The sequence below is a fragment of the Falsiroseomonas sp. E2-1-a20 genome, from assembly GCF_051433195.1.
In the GTDB taxonomy this organism is placed as follows: Bacteria; Pseudomonadota; Alphaproteobacteria; order Acetobacterales; family Acetobacteraceae; genus Falsiroseomonas.
Genome location: NZ_JBHMFT010000002.1, coordinates 173,020 through 195,394 on the forward strand (window position 1 = coordinate 173,020; position 22,375 = coordinate 195,394).

A 22,375-nucleotide genomic window follows, 5' to 3' on the forward strand; every position below is an offset into this window, starting at 1 on the left:
GTCACGCGGCCAGGATGGCGGCGGGCACCGCCAGCGCCATCGCCGCGAGCGCCCAGGGCCAAAGCCGCCGGAAGCTGGCGCGCACCGCCCGCACATGCGGCCGCGCCGCCGCCGGGGCGCGCGCCTCGTCATGGAAGCGCAGGGAATCGGTCAGCAGCCAGGCGCCGGCATGGCCAGCGCGCATCGCCCGCACGGTGGCGAGCATCGCGCGCAGCAGGTGCGCCATGGCCACCGCCATCAGCAGCACCGCGCCGCCCATCAGCAGGTCCGCCACGCCCTGCCGCGTCATCGTCGCCGCCGCAGGAAGGGCAGCGCCAGCAGCCAGGCCAGCAGCAGCAGGCCGGGCAGTTGCTCGGCGAACCCGCGCGGGGCGCGGGAAGGGGCGGCGGCCTGGAGGATCAGGCCAAGGGCCGCCTCCGCCAGCAGCACCACCGCCAGCGCCACGCCGGCCACCACGGCGCGCTCGCCGTTGGTCAGGGGCGGGCGCAGAACCAGGCCGGCGGCCAGCCACAGCAGCACGGCCATCGCCGCGGCCTCCAGCCAGGCGGCCGGGATGCCGCCGAGGCGCGGCGCCAGCAGCAATTCCCGCACCGGGCCCAGCACCGCGCCGGCGCAGAAGGCCAGCCCGCCGAAGATCAGGCCCTGCCTCACCACAGCCGGGCGGCGCCGAGCACGCCGGAACTGTCGCCCTGCCGCGCCGCGCGGATCGGGGTGGCGAAGGTGTCGGAAAAGACGTGGCGCGGGATCAGCCGCGGCAGCGCCTCATACAGATGCGCCATGTTGGACAGCCCGCCGCCGAGCAGGATCACATCCGGGTCCAGCAGGTTCACCACGGAAGCCAGGGCGCGCGCCAGCCGCTCCACATGCCGGTCCAGCGCCGCCTGCGCCCGGGCCTCGCCGGCCGCGGCGCGGGCGGGCAGGCCGGAGGCATCGCGGGCGCCGGGGCCATCGGCATCGGCGGCGAGCGCGGGGCCACACAGGAAGGTCTCGATGCAACCGCGCTGGCCGCACCAGCAGGCCGGGCCGGGGTGTTCGGCCTCGGTCATCCAGGGCAGCGGGTTGTGGCCCCATTCGCCGGCGACGCGGTTGCGCCCCTCCACCAGCCGCCCGCCCGCCACCAGGGCGCCGCCGACGCCGGTGCCGAGGATGACGGCGAAGCCGGTGCCCGGATGGTCGTGCAGCTCGCTCAGCGCCAGGCAGTTGGCGTCGTTGGACAGCCGCACCGGCCGGCCGAGCCGCGCCGCGAGGTCGGCGCCCAGGGGGCGGCCGTTGAGGAAGGTGGAATTGGCGCCGCGGATCAGGCCAGTGGCCGGGCTCTCGCTGCCGGGGATGCCGATGCCGATGCTGGCCTGCGCGCCGATCTCGGCCTCGGCGGCCGCCACCATCTCCGCGATGCGGGCGATGGTCGCCGCGTAGTCCGGCGGGGTCGGCAGGCGGCGGCGCAGGCGGAGCGTGCCGCCGGGGTCGAGCGCCGCGACCTCCACCTTGGTGCCGCCGAGATCGATGCCGATGCGCCAGGACATGGCGGCAAGGTGGCGCCCGGCACGCCGCGGGGCAAGCGCTTGCCTTCATCCGGCGGGGGTGGTGGAATCTGGCCGATGAGCGAGACGTTGCTGGATGTCCAGGGCCTGACCTGCCCCTTGCCGGTCCTCAAGGCCAACAAGGCCCTGCGCGGCCTCGCGCCCGGCGCACGCCTGGTGGTGCTGGCGACGGACCCGGCCAGCGTGAAGGATTTTCGGGCCTATGCCGCGGAGACGGGGCACGCGCTGGTGGGGTTCTCGGAGGAAAAGGGCCTGTACCGCTTCACGCTCCGCAAGCGCGAAGACTCGGCGCCATCCCCATGAGCGTCCTGCTGTTCACCCACCTGGCCTGCCTGCGCCATGACCCGGGGGAGGGCCATCCGGAATGCCCGGACCGGCTGCGCGCCGTGCTGCGCGCCCTGGATACCGAGGAATTCGCCGGCCTGATCCGGGCGGAGGCGCCGCTGGCGACGGTGGAACAGCTTCTGCGCGTGCATCCGGCCGGCTACGTCGATGCCATCCTCGGCATCCGGCCGGAGGGGGAGGAGCGCGTCGCGCTCGACGCCGATACGGTGATGAGCGCCGGCAGCGCCGAGGCCGCCTTGCGCGCCGCGGGGGCGGCCATCGCCGGGGTGGATGCGGTGTGCCGGGGGGAGGTGCGCCGGGTGTTCTGCGCCACCCGCCCGCCCGGCCACCATGCCGAGCCGAAGCGCCCGATGGGCTTCTGCCTGTTCGCCACCGCCGCCATCGCCGCCCGCCACGCCCAGGCGGCGCATGGCCTGGCGAAGGTCGCCGTGGTGGATTTCGACGTGCACCACGGCAACGGCACCCAGGCCTGCTTCGAGTCCGACGCCACCCTGTTCTATGCCAGCAGCCACCAATGGCCCTGCTACCCCGGCACCGGCGACAGCGACGAGACCGGCGTCGGCAACATCCTGAACGCCAAGCTGCCCCCCGGCGCCGATGGCCCGGCCTTCCGCGCCGCCTGGCGGGACCGGTTGTTGCCGGCGCTTGACAGTTTCGCCCCCGACCTCATCCTCGTGTCAGCCGGATTTGACGCGCACGCCGCCGACCCCCTGGCGCAACTCCGGGTGCGGGAGGCGGATTTCGACTGGTTGACCACCGAACTCTGCGCCCTGGCGGAAAAGCATTGCGAAGGCCGTCTGGTGAGCCTGCTGGAAGGCGGCTACGACCTGGAGGCGCTGGCCCTGTCCACCGCCACCCATGTCCGGGCCCTGATGCGGGCCTGACATCGGCGTAGGCCCCGCATATCTTTTTGCTTCCCATGGAAGACCAAGTTGATGTCAACTCAGCCTGACACTTCGAGGCCCGTCGCCTCCCTCTCCTTCGAGGATGCGCTGGCGGAGCTGGAGGGGATCGTGAAGGACCTGGAAGCAGGCAAGGGACGTCTGGAGGAAGCCGTGGCCGCCTATGAACGTGGCGCGGCGCTCCGCCGCCACTGCGAGGCGAAGCTGGCCGAAGCCGAGGCCAAGGTGCAGGCCATCGTGGAGGCTGGCCCCGGCCAGGCCAGCGGCCTGCGGGACATGGCGTGATGCCGGACACCCAGCCCATGTCGCCGCTCCGCACTGCCCTGGCCGAGGCCGCCACCGAAATCGACGAGGCGCTCGACCAGATCCTGCCGCCGGAGGAAGGGCCGGAAGCGCCGCTGCTCGCCGCCATGCGCTACGCCGTGATCGGCGGCGGCAAGCGGCTGCGCGGCTTCCTGGTGCTGGAGGGGGCGAAGCAGTTCGGCGTCTCCCGCAAGGCGGCGCTGCGCGTCGCCGCGGCGATCGAGATGCTGCACGCCTACTCCCTGGTGCATGACGACCTGCCGGCGATGGACGACGACGACCTCCGCCGCGGCAAGCCCACCCTGCACAAGGCCTTCGACGAGGCGACCGCCATCATCGCCGGCGATGCGTTGCAGGCGCTGGCCTTCGGCACCCTGGCGGATGAGGAAACCCATTCCGACCCCGCCGTGCGGGTGGAACTGGTCCGCTGCCTCGCCAAGGCGGCCGGCGCCCGGGGCATGTGCGGCGGGCAGATGCTGGACATGCTGGCCGAAGCCTCCGGCGAGGTGCTGGACGAGGCGCATGTCGGGCGGCTGCAACTGCTGAAGACCGGAAGGCTGATCGAGTTCTCCGCCGAGGCCGGCGCCATCCTCGGCAAGGCGCCGCCACCCTTGCGCCATGCTTTGGCCGCCTATGGGCGGGATATCGGCGCGGCGTTCCAGATCGCGGATGATCTATTGGACGCGACCGCAACGCCGGAGGAAACCGGTAAACGTACGGGCAAGGACGCGGAAGCCGGCAAGGCCACGCTGCTGGGTATCCTCGGCCTGGAACGGGCGCGGATGCAGGCGGAACGCCTGGTGGACCAGGCGCGTCATCACCTGGACAGCCTGGGCGAGCGGGCCGATCTGCTGCGCGACCTCGCCGGCTACACCATCGAGAGGAAGAGCTGAGAACCATGGCGCCACCGGTCACTCCCCTGCTGGATCGCGTCCGCGTCCCGGCCGATCTCCGCAACTATTCGGGGGAGCAGCTCAAGCAACTGGCCGACGAATTGCGGGCGGAGACCATCGATGCCGTCAGCCAGACCGGCGGGCACCTGGGCGCCTCGCTCGGCGTGGTGGAACTGACCGTCGCCGTGCATGCGGTGTTCGAGACGCCGCGCGACCGGCTGATCTGGGACGTCGGCCACCAGGCCTATCCGCACAAGATCCTGACCGGCCGGCGCGACCGCATCCGCTCCCTGCGGACCGAGGGCGGGCTGTCCGGCTTCACCCGGCGCACGGAATCGGAATACGACCCGTTCGGGGCCGCGCATTCCTCCACCTCGATCTCCGCCGGCCTCGGCATGGCGATGGCGCGCGACCTGAAGGGCGACGAACGGCATGTGATCGCCGTGATCGGCGACGGCTCGATGTCCGCCGGCATGGCCTATGAGGCGATGAACAATGCCGGCGCGGCGAAGGCGCGGCTGATCGTCATCCTCAACGACAACGACATGTCGATCGCCCCGCCCGTGGGCGCGATGAGCGCCTACCTGTCCAAGGTCGTCTCCTCCCGCCCCTTCCTCTCGGTGCGGGAGATGATGGCGAAGCTGGCCCGCCGCTTTCCGCGCCCGATCGAGCGCACCGCCCGCCGTGCCGAGGAATTCGCCCGCGGCCTGCTGACCGGCGGCACGCTGTTCGAGGAACTCGGCTTCTACTATGTCGGCCCGATCGATGGCCACGACCTGGACCACCTGCTGCCGGTGCTGCGCAACCTGCGCGATGCCGAGGATGCGCAGCCCATCCTGCTGCATGTCGTGACCCAGAAGGGCAAGGGCTACGCCCCGGCCGAGGCCAGCGCCGACAAGTACCATGGCGTGCAGAAGTTCAACGTCATCACCGGCGAGCAGGCCAAGGCCCCGCCCGGCCCGCCCAGCTACACCAAGGTGTTCGCCAACGCCCTGATCGCGGAGGCCGAGGCGGATGAACGCATCGTCTCGATCAACGCGGCGATGCCGGCCGGCACCGGGCTCGACCTGTTCGCGAAGAAGTTTCCGCAGCGCTGCTTCGATGTCGGCATCGCCGAGCAGCACGCCGTCACCTGCGCCGCCGGCATGGCGACGGAAGGCCTCAAGCCCTTCGTCGCGATCTATTCCACCTTCCTGCAGCGCGCCTACGACCAGGTGGTGCATGACGTGGCGCTGCAATCCCTGCCGGTGCGCTTCGCCATGGACCGGGCAGGATTGGTCGGGGCGGACGGCGCCACGCATGCCGGCAGCTTCGACATCGCCTATCTCGGCTGCCTGCCGAACATGGTGCTGATGGCGGCGGCGGATGAAGTCGAGCTGATGCACATGGTCGCAACCGCCGCGATGATCGACGACCGCCCCTCCGCCTTCCGCTACCCGCGCGGCGAGGGCCTCGGCCTGACGCTGCCGGCGCGCGGCACGCCGCTCGAGGTCGGGCGTGGCCGGGTGCTGCGGGAAGGCAACGCGGTGGCCATCCTGTCCTACGGCACGCGGCTCGCCGAGTGCATGAAGGCGGCGGATGAACTGGCGGCGCAGGGGCTGACCTGCACCGTCGCAGATGCCCGCTTCGCCAAGCCGCTGGACACAGGGCTGGTGGAGCGCCTGGCGAAGCACCACGAGGTGCTGATCACCATCGAGGAAGGCTCGATGGGCGGCTTCGGCAGCCTCGTCGCGCACCATCTGCTGTGGAAGGGGCTGCTCGACGGCCAGACGAAGTTCCGGCCGATGACGCTGCCGGATACCTTCATCGACCACGCCGCGCCGAAGGTGCAGTACGACCACGCCGGCCTGAATGCGCGCCACGTCGTCGCCACCGCCCTGGCCGCGCTGGGCCTGGAGACCGCCGAGGCCCTGCCGGCGCGCGCCTGACATGCGCGGCACGATCATCCGATCCGTCGTGCCGCATGTCCTGATGGCGGATTTGCCGGAACCCTTCGCCTATTCCCAGGCCTGGTACCGCCGCCGCGGCGCCATGCTGGTGGAGGTGGTGACGGAGGATGGCATCACCGGCTGGGGCGAGGCCTTCGGGCCACCCGAACTCACCGCGCCGATCTGCGCCTGGCTCGCCCCATTGCTGGTCGGCCAGGACGCCATGGCGCGGGAGGCGCTGTGGCAGTCCCTGTACAACCGCCTGCGCGACCACGGCCAGCGCGGGCTGGTGGTGGAGGCGATCAGCGCGCTCGACATCGCGCTGTGGGACATCGCCGGCCAGGCGCTCGGCCTGCCGGTGCACCGGCTGATGGGCGGGCCGCTGCGGACCGAGGTGGAGGCCTACGCCACCGGATTCTACCGCCGCGAACGCCGCGACCACCTGCGCTACCTGACCGAGGAAGCCGAGGCGCGGCTGGAGGAAGGCTTTGGCACGCTCAAGCTGAAGACCGGCTGGGGGCTGGCCGAGGACATCGCCCTGACGCGGGATTTCCGCCACGCCATCGGGCCGAATGTCGGGCTGCTGGTGGATTGCAACCACGCCTACGATGCGCCGGCCGCCATCGCCTTCGGCCGCGCCGTGGCGGATTGCGACATCGGCTGGTTCGAGGAACCGGTGCCGCCGGAGGATATCGAGGGCTACCTGGAGGTGAAGCGGGGCCAGCCGATCCCGGTCGCGGGCGGGGAGGCCAGCTTCACCCGCTGGGGGTTTCGCGAGATGATCCAGCGTCGCGCCGCCGATATCCTGCAGCCGGACGTGGCGGCCTGCGGCGGCATTTCCGAACTCAAAAAGATCGCGGACATAGCCAGCGCCTTCGGCGTGCGCGTCAACCCGCATGTCTGGGGCACCGGCGTGGCGCTGGCGGCGTCCCTGCACCTGCTTGCGGTGATCCCGGACAACCCGCCCGGCCTGTACCCGCGCCCGCCGCTGCTGGAGCTGGACCGGTCGCCGCACCCGGTGCGCGATGCGCTGCTGGCGGAACCCATCGCCTTCGCCAATGGCCGGATGGCGGTGCCGCAGGGGCCCGGCCTCGGCATCACCATCGACCGCAGCGTCCTCACGCGCTTCGCCGCCTGATGGGCGACCTTTGCAAGCAGCGCGCCTGATGGGCGCGACCCCAAAGCAACGCGCCGACCAGGCCCTGGTGGACCGGGGCCTGGCGGAAAGCCGCACGCGGGCGCAGGCGCTGATCCTGGCCGGCAAGGTGTTCTCCGGCGAGGCGCGGGTCTCCAAGGCCGGCGACACCATCAAGGAGGGCCAGCCGCTGGAGGTGCGCGGCCAGGACCATCCCTGGGTGTCCCGCGGCGGGGTGAAGCTGGCGCATGCGCTGGCGCATTTCGGGCTGTCCGCCCAGGGCGTGGTGGCGCTGGATGTCGGCGCCTCCACCGGCGGGTTCTGCGACGTGCTGCTGCATGGCGGCGCGGCGAAGGTCTATGCCGTCGATGTCGGCCACGGGCAGTTGGCCTGGAAGCTGCGGAACGACCCGCGCATCGTGGTGATGGAACGCACCAACGCCCGCTACCTGGATGCGTCGAACATCCCGGAGCCGCCCGGCGCCGTGGTCTGCGATGCCAGCTTCATCGGCCTGCGCACCGTGCTGCCCGCGGCGCTCGGGCTGGCGGCGCCGGGCGGCTGGGCGGTGGCGCTGATCAAGCCGCAATTCGAGGTGGGGCCGAACGTCGCCAAGGGCGGCGTGGTGCGCGATCCGCGGGTGCATGACAGCGTCTGCGCGCAGATCCGCAACTGGTGGGCCGGGCTGCCCGGCTGGAGCGTGCTGGGGGTGGAGGCGAGCCCGCTGCTGGGGCCCGAGGGCAACCGGGAATTCCTGATCGCGGCGCGGCGGAAGGTCTAGCCCGCGCGCGGCGCGGTGCCGGGATAGGTGGCGCGCGGCGCGGCCGGCACCGGCAGGCTCGGCCGGCTGATCTCGGCGAGCAGCGACCACACCTTGTGCGCGTCCATCTTCGTCTCGGGGTCGTTCAGAAGCCGGTCGAGTTCCGCCAGCTTCTGGTCCATCTCGCGCTCGGTCATCGATGTGTTCCCGCGGGAGCTGCCGGCATGTCGCACCGCAGCATCAAAGCAGGAACGCGAAGTCAACGGTCAGGTTGCTTCACCTCCCGACTTCACGAATCCGTGAGTCCCTGGGGTCGATCGGGCCCACCTCCCGGCCTGGGATCGCACGCGATTCGCCGCTATCCCGTCAGGACTGCCTGGAACGGGATCCGCATGTCCGAGACCGCCGACGACCACGTGCTCGCCGAGATCCGATCCGGCATCCTGCTCATCACGCTGAACCGCCCGCGCCGCCTGAACGCCTGGGACGCCCCGATGCGCGCCCGCCTGCTGCATCTGTTGGCCGATGCCGCCGCCGAGGCCGCGGTGGAGGCGGTGGTGCTGACCGGCACCGGCCCGCGCGCCTTCTGCGCGGGCCAGGACCTGAATGAGGGCGCGACCTTCGACGGCGACCGCGCCGAGGCCTGGATCGGGGAGTGGGAGAGCCTGTACGGCGCCATCCGCCGCTTCGAGAAGCCGCTGGTCTGCGCGCTGAACGGCCTCGCCGCCGGGTCCGCCTTCCACGTCGCCCTGCTGTGCGACCTCCGCATCGGTCATGCCGGGTCCAGCCTGGGCCAGCCGGAGATCAATTCCGGCATGGTCAGCGCCATGGGCTTCTGGATCATCCGGGAGATGCTGGGTCTGTCCCGCGCCACGGAGCTGGTGCTGACCGGCCGCATGGTGCCTGCCGAGGAGTGCCACCGCATCGGCCTGCTGCACCACCTGGTGCCGGAGGCCGAGGTGCTGCCGCGCGCGCTGGGGCTTGCCGCGGAGCTGGCGGCGAAGCCGAAGCTCGCCTTCCGGCTGAACAAGGCGCGCATCCGCATGGCGACGCAGCCGGGCTTCGAGGACACCTTCCGCGCCGCCCGCGCGCTGCACCGGGAAGCCTTCACGGATGGCGAGCCGCAGCGGGTGATGCAGGGGTTCCTCGACAAGGCGAAGCCCTGACGGTCCGCCTGGACAGGCGCCACCCCGCCGAAGCATCCTGCCGCCCTGCCAAGACAGGGAAACAGGCAATCATGTTGCGTAAAACCTTCCGCGCCACGCTGAAGGGCGCCGTCCGCGCCACGCTGAAGGGCGCCGTCGGCGCCCTCGCGCTGGGGGCGGTGCTCGCCGCCGCGCCGGCCGCGCTGCCGGCCTTCGCGCCGGCGCAGGCCAGCACCTTCACCTGGGCCACCGCCAACGACATCCTCGGCCTGGACCCGCACGCCAACAACCATGGCGTCACCAACGCCATGAAGTCCAACGTCTATGAGCCGCTGGTGCGGCGCGAGCCGGATGGCTCGCTCTCCCCCGCGCTGGCCACGCGGTGGGAAATGACCTCCCCCACCACCTGGCGGTTCCACCTGCGCCAGGGCGTGAAGTTCCACGGCGGCGAGGCCTTCACCGCGGCCGACGTGGTGCATGCGGCGGAACGCGTGAAGCAGAACGACATGGCCTATGTCGTGCAGTCCGTCGCCGCCGTGCGCGCCATCGACGACCACACGGTGGAATTCGAGACGCGCGGGCCGAACCCGATCCTGCTGCAGGACCTGACGCTGTTCTTCATCACCAGCAAGGCCTGGATCGAGGCGAACAACGCCATGGCCGTGGCGCGCGCCGGCCAGCCCGGCGCCACCAGCACCTTCGTGCAGCTCAACGCCAACGGCACCGGCCCCTTCCGCGTGACGGAGCGCCGGGCGGATGAACGCACCGTGCTGGTGCCGAACCCGGAGTGGTGGGACCAGGCGGCGCACGGCATCACCCGCGCGGTGTTCCGCCCCGTCGCCAGCCCGCCGACCCGCGTCGCGGCGCTGCTGACCGGCGAGCTGGACGCGATGTACCACGTGCCGCTGCAGGACGTGCCGCGCGTGTCGCAGGCACCCGGCCTCCGGCTGATCCAGGGGCCGACGGCGCGGACCATCTACTTCGCCTTCGACGTGGCCCGTGCGGAGAACGTGGATGCGCCCGGCACGCCCAACCCGCTGCGCGACGTGCGCGTGCGCCGCGCGATCTACCAGGCGATCGACATGGGCACGATCACCCGCGTGATCCTGCGCAACTCCACCATCGCCTCCGGCCTGCCGATCGGCACGGCGATCAGCGGCTTCGTCGAGGCGCAGAATGCCCGCCTGCCCTTCGATGCCGCCGCGTCCCGCCGCCTGCTGGCCGAGGCCGGCTTCCCGAACGGCTTCCCGCTGACCCTGAGCTGCCCGAACAACCGCTACGTGAACGACGAGGCGATCTGCCAGGCGGCCGTCGCGATGTTGCAGCGCATCGGCATCCAGGCGCGGCTGGACAGCATCCCCTTCGGCCGCTTCCTGCAGCGCGGCGCCAACAAGGAGTACATGTTCTACCTGCTGGGCTGGACGCCGGGGAACTTCGACATCACCAACCCGGGCCGCGAACTGCTCGGCGAGGGTTCGTTCAACTGGGGCGGCTTCCAGGACGACCGCATGGCGGAACTGCTGCGCCAGATCGCGGTGGAAACCGACCAGGCGAAGCGCCAGGACCTGTCCGGCCAGTACTGGGCGCGCTTCCAGGAATTGGTGCCGATGGTGCCGCTGCACCAGGAGCCGCAGATCTTCGGCGTGCGGGACACCGTCGCGGAGTTGCCGCTGCGGGCGAATGAGGACCTGGAACTGCGCCACGTCCGCATGCGCCGATAGGAGACCGGCCCGCGCCAGCTACCGCGACAGGTTGCTGGCGCGCATTTCCTGCGGCACGCCGCTGACCAGCCGCAGCTCCACGCGGTTGCGGCCGCGCGCCTTGGCCAGGAACACCGCGGCATCACCCGGCAGCAGGGCGGTGACGCCGAGGCTCACCGTCAGGCGTGCCGGCACCTGGTCGTTCTCGAAGCGGAAGCTGTGCCGGGCGATGGCGGCGCGCAGCCCTTCTGCCAGGGCGGCCGCCTCGGTGGGTCCGGCACCGGGCAGCGCGATGGCGAAGACCTCGCCCCCCAGGCGCCCGAGGATGGCGCTCCAGCCCTCCAGCTGCGCGGTGCAGATGCGGGCGACGTCGCACAGCGCCGCATCGCCGGCGGCATGGCCGCGCGTGTCGTTCAGCGGCCGGAAATGGTCGAGGTCCAGCACCAGCAGCGCCAGCGCCGCGCCATCCCGCCGGGCCTCGGCGAAGGCGGCGTCCAGGCGGCGCAGGAAATGGCCGCGGTTGCCGATGCCGGTCAGGTCGTCCGTCTCGGCCCGGTGGCACAGCTCCGCGGTGCGGGCCGCGACCTCCGCGACCAGGCGCGTGTTGCTGCCGGCAAGCCACGCCTCGGCCTCCCGCCGTTCGCTCAGCAGGGCCATCAGCGCCAGCGCATTGGTCGCCATCAGCACGATCATCATGCCGACGGCGCGCAGCGGGTTGGCCACGACCTCCGGCTGGAACGGGCCAAGGCCGGCCAGGGTGCCGATGGTCGCGACAACGGACACCAGCGTCAGCAGCGTGTAGGCGGCGCGCAGGGAAATGCGCAGCGTCACCCAGGTGATGGGGATGGTCAGCAGGAACACGGCCTCCGGCTGCACCAGCCGGGCCTCGGCCGGCGGCAGCGCGAAGACCAGAGCGGCAAGGGCCGCGGTGGCCGCCAGCACCAGCCCATCTGCCGGCCCCGCGACCGTGCCGGGGCTCGCCGGCGTGCGCTCCGCGCCGAGCCACAGCATCAGCGCGGGGGCCGCGAAGAAGACGCCGCCGGCATCGCTCAGCAGCCAGCCGGTGGCGACCGCATAGGCGGCGTCCGGCGGCAACCCGCCGGCGAACACCAGGGCCAGGGTGCCGCCGCCGCTGGTGATCGCGGCGTGCAGCACCACGCTGCCGGCCAGGAAGCCGAACACGCCGCGCAGCCGGGTGAACAGGCCGGTGGGCGGCCGCAGCGCCCGGGTCAGCACCGCGCCGGCCAGGGGGCCCAGGCTGTTCGTCACGCCGATCAGCGCCGCCGTTGCCAGCGGCGCGGACAGCAACAGGTGGTTCACCGCCAGGGCACCAAGGAACAGCCCTGGCACCAGCCGAAAGCCGCCCACCAGGCAGGCCACGGTGGCGACGGCCGCCGGCAGCCAGATGGGCGAAGGGAACAGCCCGAAGCGCGCGAAGAACACCCCCGCCGCAGCACCCAATCCGGCATAGAGCGCCGCCACTAGCAGGTTGGCGCCGACCAGGCCCCAGGCCCCCGCGCCCGCGATGAAGCGGGCGGCCGCGCCGCGCCGCTCCGCCGCGGGGGCCCCCTGTACCGGCTCGGCATGCTTCAGCACGGGATGGACAGGTGGCGCATGGGGGAATGGACCGCGGGATGTGACGGTGACCTCCGATTGAGGCGCTCGCGGAGACCGAAGTCAAATACTGGCATCCACGCGGGGTGCACCGCAACATGACAATCGCCGCTTCAGCTTCGGCGGCGCAGTGCCTCCGGCTTGTGAGCCGCCTTTGCGCCGGTCTTGTCGGATTCCACGATGTATTGCGGATCCTCCGGCGAGGCGGCGACCTTGTGGGACTTGATGTGGGTCGGGCTGGTCTGCTTCCGCACCACCTCGCCTTGCGTGGTGCCCTGGCTGGTCTTCCAGGCGACCTTGTCGCCGGGCTTCAGTTCATCGGTCATGTCGGTTTCTCCTCTGGGTCCGGTGCATCAGGGTCCGGGTCGGCCGCCGGTGCTGCCGAACACGCCGCCGCTGGCGTAGCTGGCATCGTTGGCCGCGAGCATGACGAAGACCGGCGCCAGTTCCACCGGCTGGCCTGGCCGGCCGAGCGGCGACTCGGCGCCGAATTGCGGCAGCGCATCCGGCATCTGGCCGCCACTCGGCTGCAGCGGTGTCCAGAACGGGCCTGGCGCCACGGCGTTCACCCGGATGCCGCGATCCGCCACCTGCTTCGCCAGCGCCTGGGTGAAGGCGATGATCGCGGCCTTGGTCGCGGCGTAGTCCAGCAGCATCGCCGGCGGGTCGTAGGCGACGACGGAGGCGGTGTTGATGATGGCGGAGCCCGGCGGCATGTGCGGCAGCGCCGCCTTGGTGATCCAGAACATCGCATAGGCGTTGGTGCGGAAGGTGGCGTCGAACTGCTCCGTGCTGATGTCGAGGATGCTGCGCTGCGCCGATTGCCGCGCGGCGTTGTTCACCAGGATGTCGAGGCCGCCCAGCTCGTGCCGGGCATCATCCACGAGGCGTTCGCAGAATCCCTCGTCGCGGATGTCGCCCGGCAGGGCCACGGCCTTGCGGCCGGCGTCGCGGATCAGCGCCATCACCTCCCGCGCGTCTTCCTCCTCGGCCGGCAGGTAGTTGATGGCGACGTCGGCACCCTCCCGCGCATAGGCGATGGCGGCGGCGCGGCCGATGCCGGAATCGCCGCCGGTCAGCAGCGCCTTGCGGCCGGTGAGGCGGCCGGAGCCGCGGATGCTGGTCTCGCCATGGTCCGGGCGCGGCTGCATCCGCGCGGCCAGGCCCGGCCATTCCTGTTCCTGCCGCGGGAAGGGCGGCTTCGGGAATTTCTCCCGCGGGTCGGTGAGGATGGGCTGCTGGCTGGCGGCCGGCGCGGGCTGCGCGCCGGCCGGCATCGCCCCCATCAGCACCGGCGCCGCCGCCAGGCCGCTGCCCAGCACGAGGCGTCGGGAGGTGGCGGATGTCTCGTCGTCCGTCATCGGCGCTGGCTCCTGCTGGCCGTGTGCCTGCGCCAAAGCCTGCGGCGCGCGTGGGTTACATCCGAGGCCGAGACGGATGCGCCGTCCCTGCGTTGCAGCGGCAGCCAAGGCCCGGGGAGGATGACGTGCCGGCGAAATCGCAGAAGCAGCAGAAGGCGGCGGGCGCGGCACTGGCCGCGAAGCGCGGGGATACGCCGAAAGCCAGCCTGAAGGGGGCCTCGAAAAGCATGGCCAAGTCGATGACGGAGAAGGAGCTGCACGACCTGGCTGCGGCGCCGCGCCGGAGCCTGCCGGAGCGTGACAAGAAGGATTGAACGCAGGACGCGGAACGATGCCGCACATGCTGCATCCCGCGCGGCTTCGGGTCGTTGTCGCCGTACGGACATGGGCGGGAGTCCACGCGATGGCTGGCGACGCATCCGGCGACCCGATGCCGATCCTTGGCAGCGACGGCACGCTCGTCGGGATCCTGGACCGGCTGGAGGGCGACCGCATCCGGCTGCGATCGTCGCCGCGCGGCATCAGCCTGCCGGTGACGGCGATCGCCTCCGTCTCCGCGGCCGGGCTGCGGCTGAACATCCCGGCGGATCGCGCCCGGGCGCTGGCGGCACGGGACGGCTGAGCGCCGCCGCCATTGCCCCACCTGCGGCCGCGGGCGATGCTGGCGCGACCTGGGGAAGGACACCGAAGATGGATCACGCGGCCCCGCGCTACCACACCGACTGGCCCTCCGTCCGGGACGAGGTGAGCGCAGTTGAGTGGCAGGCGCGCCTGGACCTGGCAGCCTGCTACCGGCTGATGGACGCCTATGCGATGACGGACCTGATCTACAACCACATCACGCTGCGCATCCCCGGCACCGACCACCTGCTGATCAACCTGTACGGGCTGCTGTACCGGGAGATCACCGCGACCTCGCTGGTGAAGATCGACGTCGAGGGCAACATCCTGTGGAAGCCCGACACCGACTACGGCATCAACAAATCCGGCTACGTGATCCATGGCGCCATCCACAAGGCGCGGCCGGACGTGGCGGCGGTGATCCACACCCACACCCGCGCCGGCATGGCGGTGGCCGCGATGAAGTGCGGCCTGCTGCCGATGAGCCAGACCTCCATCCGCTTCGTCGGCCACCTCGGCTACCACGACTACGAAGGCCCGGCGGTGGACCTGTCCGAACGTGAGCGCATCGTCGCCGACCTCGGCGCGCATGATGCGCTGGTGTTCCGCAATCATGGGCTGCTGACCTGCGGCGCGACGCTGCCGCAGGCCTTCAACACCATGTACCAGCTGGAGATGTCCTGCCGCGCGCAGGTGGATGCGATGGCGGCGCGCACCGAGCTGACCATGCCGGGCGAGGAGATCCTCTCCAAGACCGCGCATCTGTACCAGCCGGGCGCGCGGCGGCCCTATGGCGTGCTGGAATGGCACGCCATGCTGCGGCAGCTGGAAGCCGACCAGAAGAACTCCGGCTTCCCGCCCTACTGGGATTGACGCGACCGCGTCAGCGCGCCGGCTTCTCGATGTTCCAGATCACCGGGAAGCCGAAATCGATGACCCCGCGCAGTTCGGAGCGCCACACGGCAGGGCTGCGGAACTGCCCGGCGATCGGGAAGGTCGCCGCCGCGTAGGACAGCTTCTGCAACTGGCCGGCCAGCTCGCGCCGCTTGGCCGGGTCGCTCTCCGCCTCGAACTGCTGGATCACCGGCGTCATCGCCGCGTCGCAGTAGCCCCAGGGCTGGTTGTCCGTGCAGTTGAAGCCGACGCCCATGTTGGACAGCGGGTTCGCCAGGTCGAAGCCGGTATAGACCACCGGCACGATGTTCCAGCCGCCCTGGTCCAGCGGCTGCCGCTGCACCCAGCGCTGCGCGATGCTGGCCCAGTCGCTGGCCTGCACATCCAGGTTGAAGCCGGCGCGCTTCAGCCGGTCGATCATCACCAGGCCGTAAGGGTTCAGCAGCGGGCTGTCCGCCGGGTGCAGCAGCACGACGCGCTGGTTGGTGTAGCCGGCCTGCTGCAACAAGGCCTTGGCCCGGTCGAGGCTCGGCTGCGCCACCTCCTCCGCGCCCACCGTGCTGCTGTAGGGCGCGCCGCACATGAACAGGGACGCGCAATCGGGCTGGCCCAGGCCCTCGCCGAAGCCGGCGCCGGCCAGCACCTCCCGCCGGTCCAGCGCCTGCTGCACGGCGCGGCGCACCAGCACGTTGTCGAAGGGCGGCAGGTAGTGGTTCAGGCTGGCGCAGTACATCAGCTCCGCCTGGCCGCCGGCCTGGGCGATGGTCATCTGCCGGTTGGTGCGCAGGCGCGGCAGGTAGTCCACCGGCGCGTATTCCAGGTAGTCCACCTCCCCGGTCTGCAACGCCGCGACGCGCAGGCCGGGGTCGGACATCGTCGCCATCTCGACGCGATCGAGCTTCGCGACCTTGCCGCCGGCCAGGCCGTCCGGCGCCTCGTCGCGCGGCACGTAGCGGGCATTGCGGCGGAAGCTGGCCCGCTCCCCGGGCACCCAGGCGGCACGGTCGAAGGTGAAGGGGCCGCTGCCCATGATCTCCGGCACCTGCTGCGAGGGCGGCGTGGCGGTGGCGATGCGGGCGGGCATGATGAAGGGTACGTGGACGGAGGGCTTGCCCAGCGCCTCCAGCACCCCGCCGAACGGTTTTGCCAACTTCAGCACGAACTGGCGCTGATCCGTCGCCGCCAGGCTTTCCGTCGCCGCCATCAGGCGCCGTCCGATCGAATCACGGCCGCCCCAGCGCTTCAGGGAGGCGACGCAATCCTCCGCCGTCACCGGGCTGCCATCGTGGAAGGCGAGGCCCGGGCGCAGCGCGAAGGTCCAGGTCAGCCGGTCCGCGCTGGTCTCCCAACCCTGCAGCATCTGCGGCTTGTAATCGCCCTTGCTGTCCATCGAGACCAGCGTGTCGAAGACGAGGTAGGCAAAATTGCGCGTGACGAAGGAGGGGCTGGAGATCGGGTCGAGGTTCTGCAACCCGACATTGACGATGAAGCGGAACGGCGCCGCCTGCGCCCGTGCCGCCCCGCCGCTGCCGAGGATGGTGATGCCGGCACCCGCCAGCGCCTGTCGCCTGGTGATCTGCATGTTCGTCGTGTCCTTCTGCGTCAACGGGTTTCTTGCGCGGCCCAGGCCTCGGCGATCTCGGAGCAGGTGGCGAACCAGACGCCCTCGAAGCCGCGGATGAAGGCGATCATCTCGCGCAGCAGCGCGATGCGGCTGGGGCGGCCGGAAAGCTGCGGGTGCATCACCAGGTTGTAGAAGCCGCCCCAGCGATGAATTTCACGAAATTCCTCCTGCCAGACCTCGCGGATGTGGCTGTTGGTCATGATCGGGCGCGGCGTCTTCACGCTGAACAGCATGAAGGGCGCATCGTCCAGCGACCAGTGATAGGGCAGTTCCACCAATTGCCGCCCGCCATCCGGATGCGGCAGCCGGTACGGGTTCACGTCGCCCATCATCGAGCTGTCGTACAGGAAGCCGTGCCTGTCGAGCTGCCGCACCAGCTCGTCCGTCGTCTCCCCGGCCGGCGAACGATAGCCCTTCGGCACCACGCCGAGCACGCGCTTCAGGCTGTCGAGGCCACGCTCCATCTCCTCGATATCCTTCTCGGGCGCGTCCGGGTCGGGCCAGGCGTGGGAGTAGCTGTGGTGCCCGATCTCGTGGCCCTGGCGCAAAATCATCTCTGCGCGGTCGGTGTGGTGTTCCACGGTCCAGCCGGGGATGAAGAAGGTGCCCTTCACGCCGGCCTCGCCCAGCGTCTCCAGGATCTTCGGCACGCCGACCCTGGCGCCGTAGACGCCCTGGCTCAGCGTGCCGGGGCGGCGTGCGTTCGACGGGTCGCGGGACAGCCACAGCGTCTCCGCATCGAAGTCGAAGGTCAGCGCCACGGCGCAGCGCGCCCCGTTCGGCCATTTCACCCGCATGTCCATCGGCAATCCTCCTGCTCAGTCATCCTCGCGCGGTGCGTGGCGCGCGGAAAGCCAGCCGCCATCGACGGCGAGCACCTGGCCCGTCACGAAGGAGGCATCCGCCGAAGCCAGGAAGGCGACGACGGCGGCCACTTCGTCGGGCGTCCCGGCACGGCGCAAGGGTGCCGCCTGGACCATGCCGCGCCGGTACCAGTCGTCGCGCAGGAAGCCCTCGGTCATGGCGGTGGCGATGACGCCAGGCGCCACGGCGTTGACGCGGATGCCCTGCGGGCCAAGCTCCGCCGCCAGCGTCCGCGTGAACTGCGCGACGCCCGCCTTCGCCACCGCATAGCCCGTGGTGCCCGGCTGCCCGGCGATGCCGAAGACGGAGGCGACGTTGACGATGCAGCCGCCCGGCCGTGGCAGCAGCGGCAGCACCTCGCGCGTCACCCGCAGCACGGCGCCGAGGTTCACATCCAGCAGCCGCGCCAGCAGCGCGTCATCGGACTGCGCCAGGGGGCGGGAGCCGCCGATGCCGGCATTGTTCACCAGCAGGTCGATGCGGCCAGGTGCCGCGGCCGCGATGCGCGCGCCCGCGCCGGCCTCCGCCACGTCCAGCACCAGCGCTGCGGCCCCGAGCGCCGCGGCCGTTTCCGTCACCGCCGCGTCGCGATCGACCAGCAGCACCGAAGCACCCTCCGCCCGCAGCCGCGCCGCGATCGCCGCGCCGATGCCGCGTGCGGCGCCCGTCACCACGGCGAAGCGGCCAGGGAAGCGTCCGGTCTCAGGCAAGCCGGCCCCCATCGATGGGCAGCGCCGTGCCGTTGATGTAGCCGGCCGCGTCGCTCAGCAGGAACAGCACCGCCGCCGTCACCTCCGGCACCTCCCCGAACCGTCCGGAGGGATTGCGGGCGCGGAAGGTGGCTTCCACCGACGCGGCGCGGTCGCCAAGTGCCGAAAAGACGCCGCGCAGCATCGGCGTCTCGATCTGGCCGGGGCAGACGGCGTTGGCGCGGATGCCCTGCGCGGCGTGGCTGGCGGCGACGCTGCGGGTCATCAGCACCACCGCGCCCTTGCTGGCGGAATAGGCGGGGAACACCGCATTGCCGACCAGCCCGGCGCCGGAGGCCACCGTCACCACCGCGCCGCCGCCGGCCGCGATCATGCGTGGCAGCGCGGCCTTCAGTGCCAGCCAGGTGCCCTTCACATTCACCGCGAAGACCCGGTCCCAATCGGCTTCGGCAACCTGCGCCAGCGGCAGGATCGGCCCGAGCATCCCGGCGGCGGTGACCAGCAGCGTCACCGGCCCCAGCGCATCCAGCGCCGCCGCCGCGCGGTCCATGTCGGCGGCCTGCGAGACATCGCCGGCGACCGCCACCGCGCCGGCACAACGGCCTTGCGTCTCGGCCAGCCCGGCCGCGTCGCGGTCGAACAGCACCAGCCGCGCACCCTCCGCCGCCAGCGCCAGCGCCGCGTCACGGCCGAGACCGGAGGCGGCGCCGGTGACCAGCCCGATGCGGCCTTCGAAACGATGGGACATCCTGCCAACCCATCCGATGGAGCATGCAGCGTTCAGGTCGCGACGATGTGGGTCAAGAGGACGGATCTGCGATATCATCCGGCGTTGTGACGCCCAGGAGACGGACGATGAGCCACGAATTCATGGACGACCGGCGCCGCGCCTTGGAGGAGGCGTTCTTCGCGCAGCAGACCGAGGCCTGGCGCCGCCAGCAGCGGGAGGCCGCCGAGGCGATGACGAAGCGGGAGGCGCTGGCGGCGTCCTCCGGCATCACCGATCCGGCGGTGCTCGACCGGCTGCTGGCACTCGGCCTGGATTCCGCCAGCCTGGCGGCGCTGTCCGTCGTGCCGCTGGTGCTGGTGGCCTGGGCGGATGGCAGCCTGGATGCGAAGGAACGCGCGGCGCTGCTGAGCGCCGCGGCCGAATCCGGCGTCTCGCCGCAGGGCGCCGGTTACCAGGCGCTGACCCAATGGCTGGCCGCGCCGCCGCCGCCGGTCCTGCTGGAAACCTGGACCGACTATGTCCGCGCCAGCGCCGCACGGCTGGACCCACAGGCGCGCGCGGCGCTGCAGGCGGAAATCCTGGGCCGGGCGCGGCGGGTGGCGATGGCGGCGGGTGGCTTCCTCGGCCTGGTCGACCCGGTCTCGCCGGCCGAATCGGCGGTGCTGGCGAAGCTGGAGGCGGCCTTCAAGGGCTGATACCGCACGCACGAAGGCTTCACCTTCGTGCCCTTCACACGCCGGGCGGGCCGCAGGCCGGAACCTGGTGCACCGGCTACGACCCTAGACGCGGCGCAGCGGCACCCGGGTGGACAGCCAGGCGCCGAACAGCACCAGCGCCGCGGCGGTGGCGAAGACGGCGCGGAACGCGCCCACCATCTCGGCCCGGAATGCCGCTTCCGCCGCGGCGTCCAGGCCGGCCAGCGCCGGCGGCCCCTGGTTCACCAGCGCCACGAACAGCCGCGTCGCGTCGCCGCCGGCCAGCGTCAGCGCGCCGAACAGCACCGCGCCCAGCAGCGCGGTGCCGGTCGCCGCGCCGAGCGATCGGGTGAACTGCACGGAGGCGGTGGCGGAGCCGAGCTGGCTGCCCCCCGCCGCCACCTGCACCGCGACCTGCACCATGGGAAAGGACATTCCGAAGCCGGCCGAGACCAGCCCGAGCAGCGCCGCCATCGCCGGCAGCGGCAGCCAGCCGAGGCCGAGCGACACCACCGCCAGCAGCGTCGCGGAAACCGAAAGGCCGATGCCGGGCCAGCGCATCAGCAGCCCGGTCCGCGCCAGCAGCGTGCCGGAGGTGATGGCGCCGAAGCCCGCGCAGGCCGAAAGCGGCAGCAGCGCCAGCCCGGCGGCGGCCGGGGACAGGCCGCGCACGGCGGTGAAGTAGATCGGCAGGAAGGCGATGCTGCCGACGAAGGCGCCGGCGACGCAGGCCGACATCAGGTTGGCGCGCCAGACCGTCGGGTTGCCGAGCAGCCCGAGCGGCAGCAGCGGGTCCGGCGCCCGCCTCTCCCAGCGCAGCAGCAGCACCAGCGCCAGCCCGGCCAGGGCGGCCAGCCCTGCCGCGACCAGCAATGGGCCGGTGGTCAACTGCCGCGCCTGGTCGAGCGCCATCAGCGCCGGCGCGACGAAGGCGGCGAACAACAGCAGCCCCCAGCCATCGAAGCTGAAGCCCTTGGACCGGCCACGCGCCGCATCGCCGAGCCGCGTCACCGCCAGCCAGGCGGCCAGCGCCGAAAGCGGCAGTTGCAGCAGGAAGATGCTGCGCCAGCCGAACGTCTCGGTCATCACCCCGCCCAGAACGGGTCCGAGCGCGCTGGCGGTGGTGAAGACGGCGGCGATGTAGGCCTGGAAGCGCCCGCGCTCCCGCGCCGGCACCACCTCCGCGATCAGCGCGACGGAGAGCGAGATCAGGCCGCCGCCGCCGAAGCCCTGCACCACCCGCGCCGCCGCCAGCGTGGTCAGCGACCCGGCGAAGGCACACAGCGTGGCGCCCGTTGCGTAGACCGCCAGCGCCACCAGCAGCATGCGCTGCCGCCCGAAGGCATCGCCGAGCCGGCCATAGACCGGCGCCGCCACGGTGTTGGCCACCAGGTACAGCACCACGATCCAGGAAATCCGCTCCACATCCCCCAGGCTGCGGGCGATGGCGGGCAGGGCGGCGGCGACGATGGTCTGGTCCAGCGCGGCGCCGAACATGGCCAGGGCCACGGCCGGGAAGACGCGGAAGAACAGCCGCCGCAACTCCGCCGGTGGCACCGTCGGTGCCACCCTCTGGGGCGGAGGCGACGCGGAGTCGGGAGGGGCCATGCGGGCGGGATCAAACCACCCGCCGGGCGCTCAGACGACCCCTGCGCGGCCCATTTCCAGAAACTTCTCGCGACGACGGGCGCGGAGCGTCGCGCCATCCAGCGCCAGCAGCGGCTCCAGGCTGTCGGAGATCTGGCGGGACACGGCGGCCAGCATGGCGGGGTGGTCGCGATGCGCACCGCCTAGCGGCTCCGCGATCACGGCATCCACCAGGGCCAGCTTGCGCAGGTCCTCCGCCGTCAGGCGCAGCGCCTCGGCGGCGGTGGCGGCCTGGGCGGCGTCGCGCCACAGGATGCTGGCGCAGCCTTCCGGGGAGATGACGGAGTAGATGGAATGCTCCAGCATCAGGATGCGGTCGGCCGCCGCCAGCGCGATGGCGCCGCCCGATCCACCCTCGCCGATGATGGTGGCGATGAAGGGCACGGGGGCGTCGAGGCCGGCCTCGATGGCGCGGGCGATGGCTTCCGCCTGGCCACGCGCCTCCGCCTCGATGCCCGGGAAGGCGCCGGCGGTGTCGACGAAGGACAGGATGGGCAGGCCGAAGCGGCCGGCGAGTTCCATCAGGCGGCGTGCCTTGCGGTAGCCCTCCGGCCGCGCCATGCCGAAATTGTGCTTCACGCGGCTTTCGGTGTCGTGGCCGCGCTCCGTCCCGATGACCATGACGGCACGACCGCGGAACCGCCCCATGCCCCCGGTCACCGCCAGATCGTCCGCGAAGGCGCGGTCGCCGGCCAGCGGCAGAAAATCCTCGATCAGGCCGGCGATGTAGTCGGAGGTGTGCGGCCGTTCCGGGTGGCGGGCGATCTGCGCCTTCTGCCAGGGGGTCAGCTTGGCGTAGGTGGCCAGCAGCAGCTTGTGCGCCTTGTCGCGCAGCTTGCCGACCTCCTCGGCCACGTCGATGCCGCCGGCGTCCGTGGTACGGCGCAGCTCCTCGATCTTGCCTTCGAGTTCGGCGATGGGTTTTTCGAAATCCAGGAATTGGCGCATGGCGCAGGCGGGTTAGCC

At 71.7% G+C, this 22,375-nt stretch carries 26 protein-coding genes; 13 read left to right on the forward strand and 13 right to left on the reverse strand.

Features of this window, described 5'->3' with window-relative positions:
• Position 1: 1 nt before the first annotated feature.
• From ACFHPP_RS03295 to ACFHPP_RS03305, 3 genes are read right to left on the reverse strand one after another with little or no spacing between them, the layout of a single operon-like run.
• The gene (locus ACFHPP_RS03295; protein ID WP_437161841.1) at positions 2-289 is read right to left on the reverse strand and encodes a hypothetical protein; all 288 of its coding nucleotides are present in this window, start codon (positions 287-289) and stop codon (positions 2-4) included.
• The gene (locus ACFHPP_RS03300; RefSeq protein ID WP_437161842.1) at positions 286-651 is read right to left on the reverse strand and encodes a hypothetical protein; all 366 of its coding nucleotides are present in this window, start codon (positions 649-651) and stop codon (positions 286-288) included. Before ACFHPP_RS03300 ends, ACFHPP_RS03295 begins: the two co-directional genes overlap by 4 nt.
• Positions 648-1,523, reverse strand: a complete 876-nt coding sequence (locus tag ACFHPP_RS03305; protein ID WP_437161843.1) for an ROK family protein — start codon at positions 1,521-1,523, stop codon at positions 648-650. The genes ACFHPP_RS03300 and ACFHPP_RS03305 overlap by 4 nt, the downstream gene beginning before the upstream one ends.
• Before the next feature lie 75 nt (positions 1,524-1,598).
• On the opposite strand from ACFHPP_RS03305, the gene ACFHPP_RS03310 reads away from it, so the two are divergent.
• The 7 genes from ACFHPP_RS03310 to ACFHPP_RS03340 are packed head-to-tail and all read left to right on the forward strand — an operon-like array spanning position 1,599 to position 7,825.
• Positions 1,599-1,844 carry a sulfurtransferase TusA family protein gene (locus ACFHPP_RS03310; protein ID WP_437161844.1) on the forward strand — a complete coding sequence of 82 codons (246 nt, stop codon included), beginning with the start codon at positions 1,599-1,601 and terminating at the stop codon, positions 1,842-1,844.
• On the forward strand, positions 1,841-2,770 hold the full coding sequence (locus ACFHPP_RS03315) for a histone deacetylase family protein (protein ID WP_437161845.1): 930 nt from the start codon (positions 1,841-1,843) through the stop codon (positions 2,768-2,770). Before ACFHPP_RS03310 ends, ACFHPP_RS03315 begins: the two co-directional genes overlap by 4 nt.
• A 51-nt stretch (positions 2,771-2,821) precedes the next feature.
• A complete protein-coding gene (locus ACFHPP_RS03320) occupies positions 2,822-3,073 on the forward strand; it encodes an exodeoxyribonuclease VII small subunit (RefSeq protein ID WP_437161846.1) in 252 nt (83 codons plus the stop codon).
• The gene (locus ACFHPP_RS03325; RefSeq protein ID WP_437161847.1) at positions 3,073-3,984 is read left to right on the forward strand and encodes a polyprenyl synthetase family protein; all 912 of its coding nucleotides are present in this window, start codon (positions 3,073-3,075) and stop codon (positions 3,982-3,984) included. Before ACFHPP_RS03320 ends, ACFHPP_RS03325 begins: the two co-directional genes overlap by 1 nt.
• A gap of 5 nt (positions 3,985-3,989) precedes the next feature.
• A complete protein-coding gene (dxs, locus tag ACFHPP_RS03330) occupies positions 3,990-5,912 on the forward strand; it encodes a 1-deoxy-D-xylulose-5-phosphate synthase (RefSeq protein ID WP_437161848.1) in 1,923 nt (640 codons plus the stop codon).
• 1 nt (position 5,913) lies between these two features.
• Positions 5,914-7,050 (forward strand): mandelate racemase/muconate lactonizing enzyme family protein, encoded by a 1,137-nt coding sequence (locus ACFHPP_RS03335; protein WP_437161849.1) that lies wholly within the window; start codon positions 5,914-5,916, stop codon positions 7,048-7,050.
• A gap of 28 nt (positions 7,051-7,078) precedes the next feature.
• Entirely contained in the window at positions 7,079-7,825 is a 747-nt protein-coding gene (locus ACFHPP_RS03340) for a TlyA family RNA methyltransferase (protein ID WP_437161850.1), read from the forward strand.
• Here the strand turns inward: ACFHPP_RS03340 and ACFHPP_RS03345 are convergent.
• Positions 7,822-8,001, reverse strand: coding sequence for a hypothetical protein (locus tag ACFHPP_RS03345; protein WP_437161851.1), 180 nt, complete (start codon positions 7,999-8,001; stop codon positions 7,822-7,824). The two genes, ACFHPP_RS03340 and ACFHPP_RS03345, sit on opposite strands and share 4 nt — an antisense overlap.
• A 195-nt stretch (positions 8,002-8,196) precedes the next feature.
• On the opposite strand from ACFHPP_RS03345, the gene ACFHPP_RS03350 reads away from it, so the two are divergent.
• Together ACFHPP_RS03350 and ACFHPP_RS03355 are read left to right on the forward strand one after the other, a co-directional pair.
• Positions 8,197-8,970: an enoyl-CoA hydratase/isomerase family protein gene (locus ACFHPP_RS03350; RefSeq protein WP_437161852.1), complete on the forward strand. Its 774-nt coding sequence runs from the start codon at positions 8,197-8,199 to the stop codon at positions 8,968-8,970.
• A gap of 71 nt (positions 8,971-9,041) precedes the next feature.
• A complete protein-coding gene (locus tag ACFHPP_RS03355; RefSeq protein ID WP_437161853.1) occupies positions 9,042-10,670 on the forward strand; it encodes an ABC transporter substrate-binding protein in 1,629 nt (542 codons plus the stop codon).
• Positions 10,671-10,688: 18 nt separating this feature from the next.
• On the opposite strand, the gene ACFHPP_RS03360 is transcribed toward ACFHPP_RS03355, so the two are convergent.
• From ACFHPP_RS03360 to ACFHPP_RS03370, 3 genes are all read right to left on the reverse strand, one after another.
• A complete protein-coding gene (locus ACFHPP_RS03360; protein WP_437161854.1) occupies positions 10,689-12,245 on the reverse strand; it encodes a diguanylate cyclase domain-containing protein in 1,557 nt (518 codons plus the stop codon).
• Between the two features lie 131 nt (positions 12,246-12,376).
• The gene (locus ACFHPP_RS03365; protein WP_430668165.1) at positions 12,377-12,589 is read right to left on the reverse strand and encodes a DUF2945 domain-containing protein; all 213 of its coding nucleotides are present in this window, start codon (positions 12,587-12,589) and stop codon (positions 12,377-12,379) included.
• A 27-nt stretch (positions 12,590-12,616) separates the two neighbouring features.
• Positions 12,617-13,624 (reverse strand): SDR family oxidoreductase, encoded by a 1,008-nt coding sequence (locus tag ACFHPP_RS03370; RefSeq protein WP_437161855.1) that lies wholly within the window; start codon positions 13,622-13,624, stop codon positions 12,617-12,619.
• 125 nt (positions 13,625-13,749) lie between these two features.
• Here ACFHPP_RS03370 and ACFHPP_RS03375 point away from each other — a divergent pair, with 125 nt between their 5' ends.
• From ACFHPP_RS03375 to ACFHPP_RS03385, 3 genes are all read left to right on the forward strand, one after another.
• On the forward strand, positions 13,750-13,938 hold the full coding sequence (locus ACFHPP_RS03375) for a DUF3008 family protein (protein ID WP_437161856.1): 189 nt from the start codon (positions 13,750-13,752) through the stop codon (positions 13,936-13,938).
• Between the two features lie 89 nt (positions 13,939-14,027).
• Positions 14,028-14,246: a DUF2171 domain-containing protein gene (locus ACFHPP_RS03380; protein ID WP_437161857.1), complete on the forward strand. Its 219-nt coding sequence runs from the start codon at positions 14,028-14,030 to the stop codon at positions 14,244-14,246.
• A gap of 68 nt (positions 14,247-14,314) precedes the next feature.
• Positions 14,315-15,118: a class II aldolase/adducin family protein gene (locus ACFHPP_RS03385; RefSeq protein WP_437161858.1), complete on the forward strand. Its 804-nt coding sequence runs from the start codon at positions 14,315-14,317 to the stop codon at positions 15,116-15,118.
• Between the two features lie 10 nt (positions 15,119-15,128).
• Here the strand turns inward: ACFHPP_RS03385 and ACFHPP_RS03390 are convergent, their stop codons facing one another.
• Genes ACFHPP_RS03390 through ACFHPP_RS03405 form a run of 4 tightly spaced genes read right to left on the reverse strand, consistent with a single transcriptional unit; the run spans position 15,129 to position 19,085 of the window.
• The gene (locus ACFHPP_RS03390) at positions 15,129-16,721 is read right to left on the reverse strand and encodes an ABC transporter substrate-binding protein (RefSeq protein ID WP_437161859.1); all 1,593 of its coding nucleotides are present in this window, start codon (positions 16,719-16,721) and stop codon (positions 15,129-15,131) included.
• Between the two features lie 20 nt (positions 16,722-16,741).
• Positions 16,742-17,566, reverse strand: coding sequence for a polysaccharide deacetylase family protein (locus ACFHPP_RS03395; protein WP_437161860.1), 825 nt, complete (start codon positions 17,564-17,566; stop codon positions 16,742-16,744).
• A gap of 15 nt (positions 17,567-17,581) precedes the next feature.
• Positions 17,582-18,337: an SDR family NAD(P)-dependent oxidoreductase gene (locus ACFHPP_RS03400; protein ID WP_437161861.1), complete on the reverse strand. Its 756-nt coding sequence runs from the start codon at positions 18,335-18,337 to the stop codon at positions 17,582-17,584.
• Positions 18,330-19,085 (reverse strand): SDR family NAD(P)-dependent oxidoreductase, encoded by a 756-nt coding sequence (locus tag ACFHPP_RS03405; RefSeq protein WP_437161862.1) that lies wholly within the window; start codon positions 19,083-19,085, stop codon positions 18,330-18,332. The genes ACFHPP_RS03400 and ACFHPP_RS03405 overlap by 8 nt, the downstream gene beginning before the upstream one ends.
• A 107-nt stretch (positions 19,086-19,192) precedes the next feature.
• On the opposite strand from ACFHPP_RS03405, the gene ACFHPP_RS03410 reads away from it, so the two are divergent.
• Positions 19,193-19,762 carry a hypothetical protein gene (locus tag ACFHPP_RS03410; protein WP_437161863.1) on the forward strand — a complete coding sequence of 190 codons (570 nt, stop codon included), beginning with the start codon at positions 19,193-19,195 and terminating at the stop codon, positions 19,760-19,762.
• 84 nt (positions 19,763-19,846) lie between these two features.
• On the opposite strand, the gene ACFHPP_RS03415 is transcribed toward ACFHPP_RS03410, so the two are convergent.
• Both ACFHPP_RS03415 and ACFHPP_RS03420 read right to left on the reverse strand, forming a co-directional pair.
• A complete protein-coding gene (locus ACFHPP_RS03415) occupies positions 19,847-21,331 on the reverse strand; it encodes an MFS transporter (protein ID WP_437161864.1) in 1,485 nt (494 codons plus the stop codon).
• Positions 21,332-21,400: 69 nt separating this feature from the next.
• The gene (locus tag ACFHPP_RS03420; protein WP_437161865.1) at positions 21,401-22,357 is read right to left on the reverse strand and encodes an acetyl-CoA carboxylase carboxyltransferase subunit alpha; all 957 of its coding nucleotides are present in this window, start codon (positions 22,355-22,357) and stop codon (positions 21,401-21,403) included.
• Positions 22,358-22,375 lie beyond the last annotated feature (18 nt).

What these genes read in the sequence shown, in the direction of transcription:
- ACFHPP_RS03370 (WP_437161855.1), bottom strand. Translation starts at nt 13,624, where the DNA reads ATGACGGACGACGAGACATCCGCCACCTCCCGACGCCTCGTGCTGGGC.
- ACFHPP_RS03405 (WP_437161862.1), bottom strand. Translation starts at nt 19,085, where the DNA reads ATGTCCCATCGTTTCGAAGGCCGCATCGGGCTGGTCACCGGCGCCGCC.
- ACFHPP_RS03410 (WP_437161863.1), top strand. Translation starts at nt 19,193, where the DNA reads ATGAGCCACGAATTCATGGACGACCGGCGCCGCGCCTTGGAGGAGGCG.
- ACFHPP_RS03355 (WP_437161853.1), top strand. Translation starts at nt 9,042, where the DNA reads ATGTTGCGTAAAACCTTCCGCGCCACGCTGAAGGGCGCCGTCCGCGCC.
- ACFHPP_RS03380 (WP_437161857.1), top strand. Translation starts at nt 14,028, where the DNA reads ATGGCTGGCGACGCATCCGGCGACCCGATGCCGATCCTTGGCAGCGAC.
- ACFHPP_RS03325 (WP_437161847.1), top strand. Translation starts at nt 3,073, where the DNA reads ATGCCGGACACCCAGCCCATGTCGCCGCTCCGCACTGCCCTGGCCGAG.
- ACFHPP_RS03420 (WP_437161865.1), bottom strand. Translation starts at nt 22,357, where the DNA reads ATGCGCCAATTCCTGGATTTCGAAAAACCCATCGCCGAACTCGAAGGC.
- ACFHPP_RS03385 (WP_437161858.1), top strand. Translation starts at nt 14,315, where the DNA reads ATGGATCACGCGGCCCCGCGCTACCACACCGACTGGCCCTCCGTCCGG.
- ACFHPP_RS03295 (WP_437161841.1), bottom strand. Translation starts at nt 289, where the DNA reads ATGACGCGGCAGGGCGTGGCGGACCTGCTGATGGGCGGCGCGGTGCTG.
- ACFHPP_RS03340 (WP_437161850.1), top strand. Translation starts at nt 7,079, where the DNA reads ATGGGCGCGACCCCAAAGCAACGCGCCGACCAGGCCCTGGTGGACCGG.
- dxs (WP_437161848.1), top strand. Translation starts at nt 3,990, where the DNA reads ATGGCGCCACCGGTCACTCCCCTGCTGGATCGCGTCCGCGTCCCGGCC.
- ACFHPP_RS03305 (WP_437161843.1), bottom strand. Translation starts at nt 1,523, where the DNA reads ATGTCCTGGCGCATCGGCATCGATCTCGGCGGCACCAAGGTGGAGGTC.
- ACFHPP_RS03345 (WP_437161851.1), bottom strand. Translation starts at nt 8,001, where the DNA reads ATGACCGAGCGCGAGATGGACCAGAAGCTGGCGGAACTCGACCGGCTT.
- ACFHPP_RS03395 (WP_437161860.1), bottom strand. Translation starts at nt 17,566, where the DNA reads ATGGACATGCGGGTGAAATGGCCGAACGGGGCGCGCTGCGCCGTGGCG.
- ACFHPP_RS03315 (WP_437161845.1), top strand. Translation starts at nt 1,841, where the DNA reads ATGAGCGTCCTGCTGTTCACCCACCTGGCCTGCCTGCGCCATGACCCG.
- ACFHPP_RS03335 (WP_437161849.1), top strand. Translation starts at nt 5,914, where the DNA reads ATGCGCGGCACGATCATCCGATCCGTCGTGCCGCATGTCCTGATGGCG.
- ACFHPP_RS03350 (WP_437161852.1), top strand. Translation starts at nt 8,197, where the DNA reads ATGTCCGAGACCGCCGACGACCACGTGCTCGCCGAGATCCGATCCGGC.
- ACFHPP_RS03365 (WP_430668165.1), bottom strand. Translation starts at nt 12,589, where the DNA reads ATGACCGATGAACTGAAGCCCGGCGACAAGGTCGCCTGGAAGACCAGC.
- ACFHPP_RS03390 (WP_437161859.1), bottom strand. Translation starts at nt 16,721, where the DNA reads ATGCAGATCACCAGGCGACAGGCGCTGGCGGGTGCCGGCATCACCATC.
- ACFHPP_RS03310 (WP_437161844.1), top strand. Translation starts at nt 1,599, where the DNA reads ATGAGCGAGACGTTGCTGGATGTCCAGGGCCTGACCTGCCCCTTGCCG.
- ACFHPP_RS03320 (WP_437161846.1), top strand. Translation starts at nt 2,822, where the DNA reads ATGTCAACTCAGCCTGACACTTCGAGGCCCGTCGCCTCCCTCTCCTTC.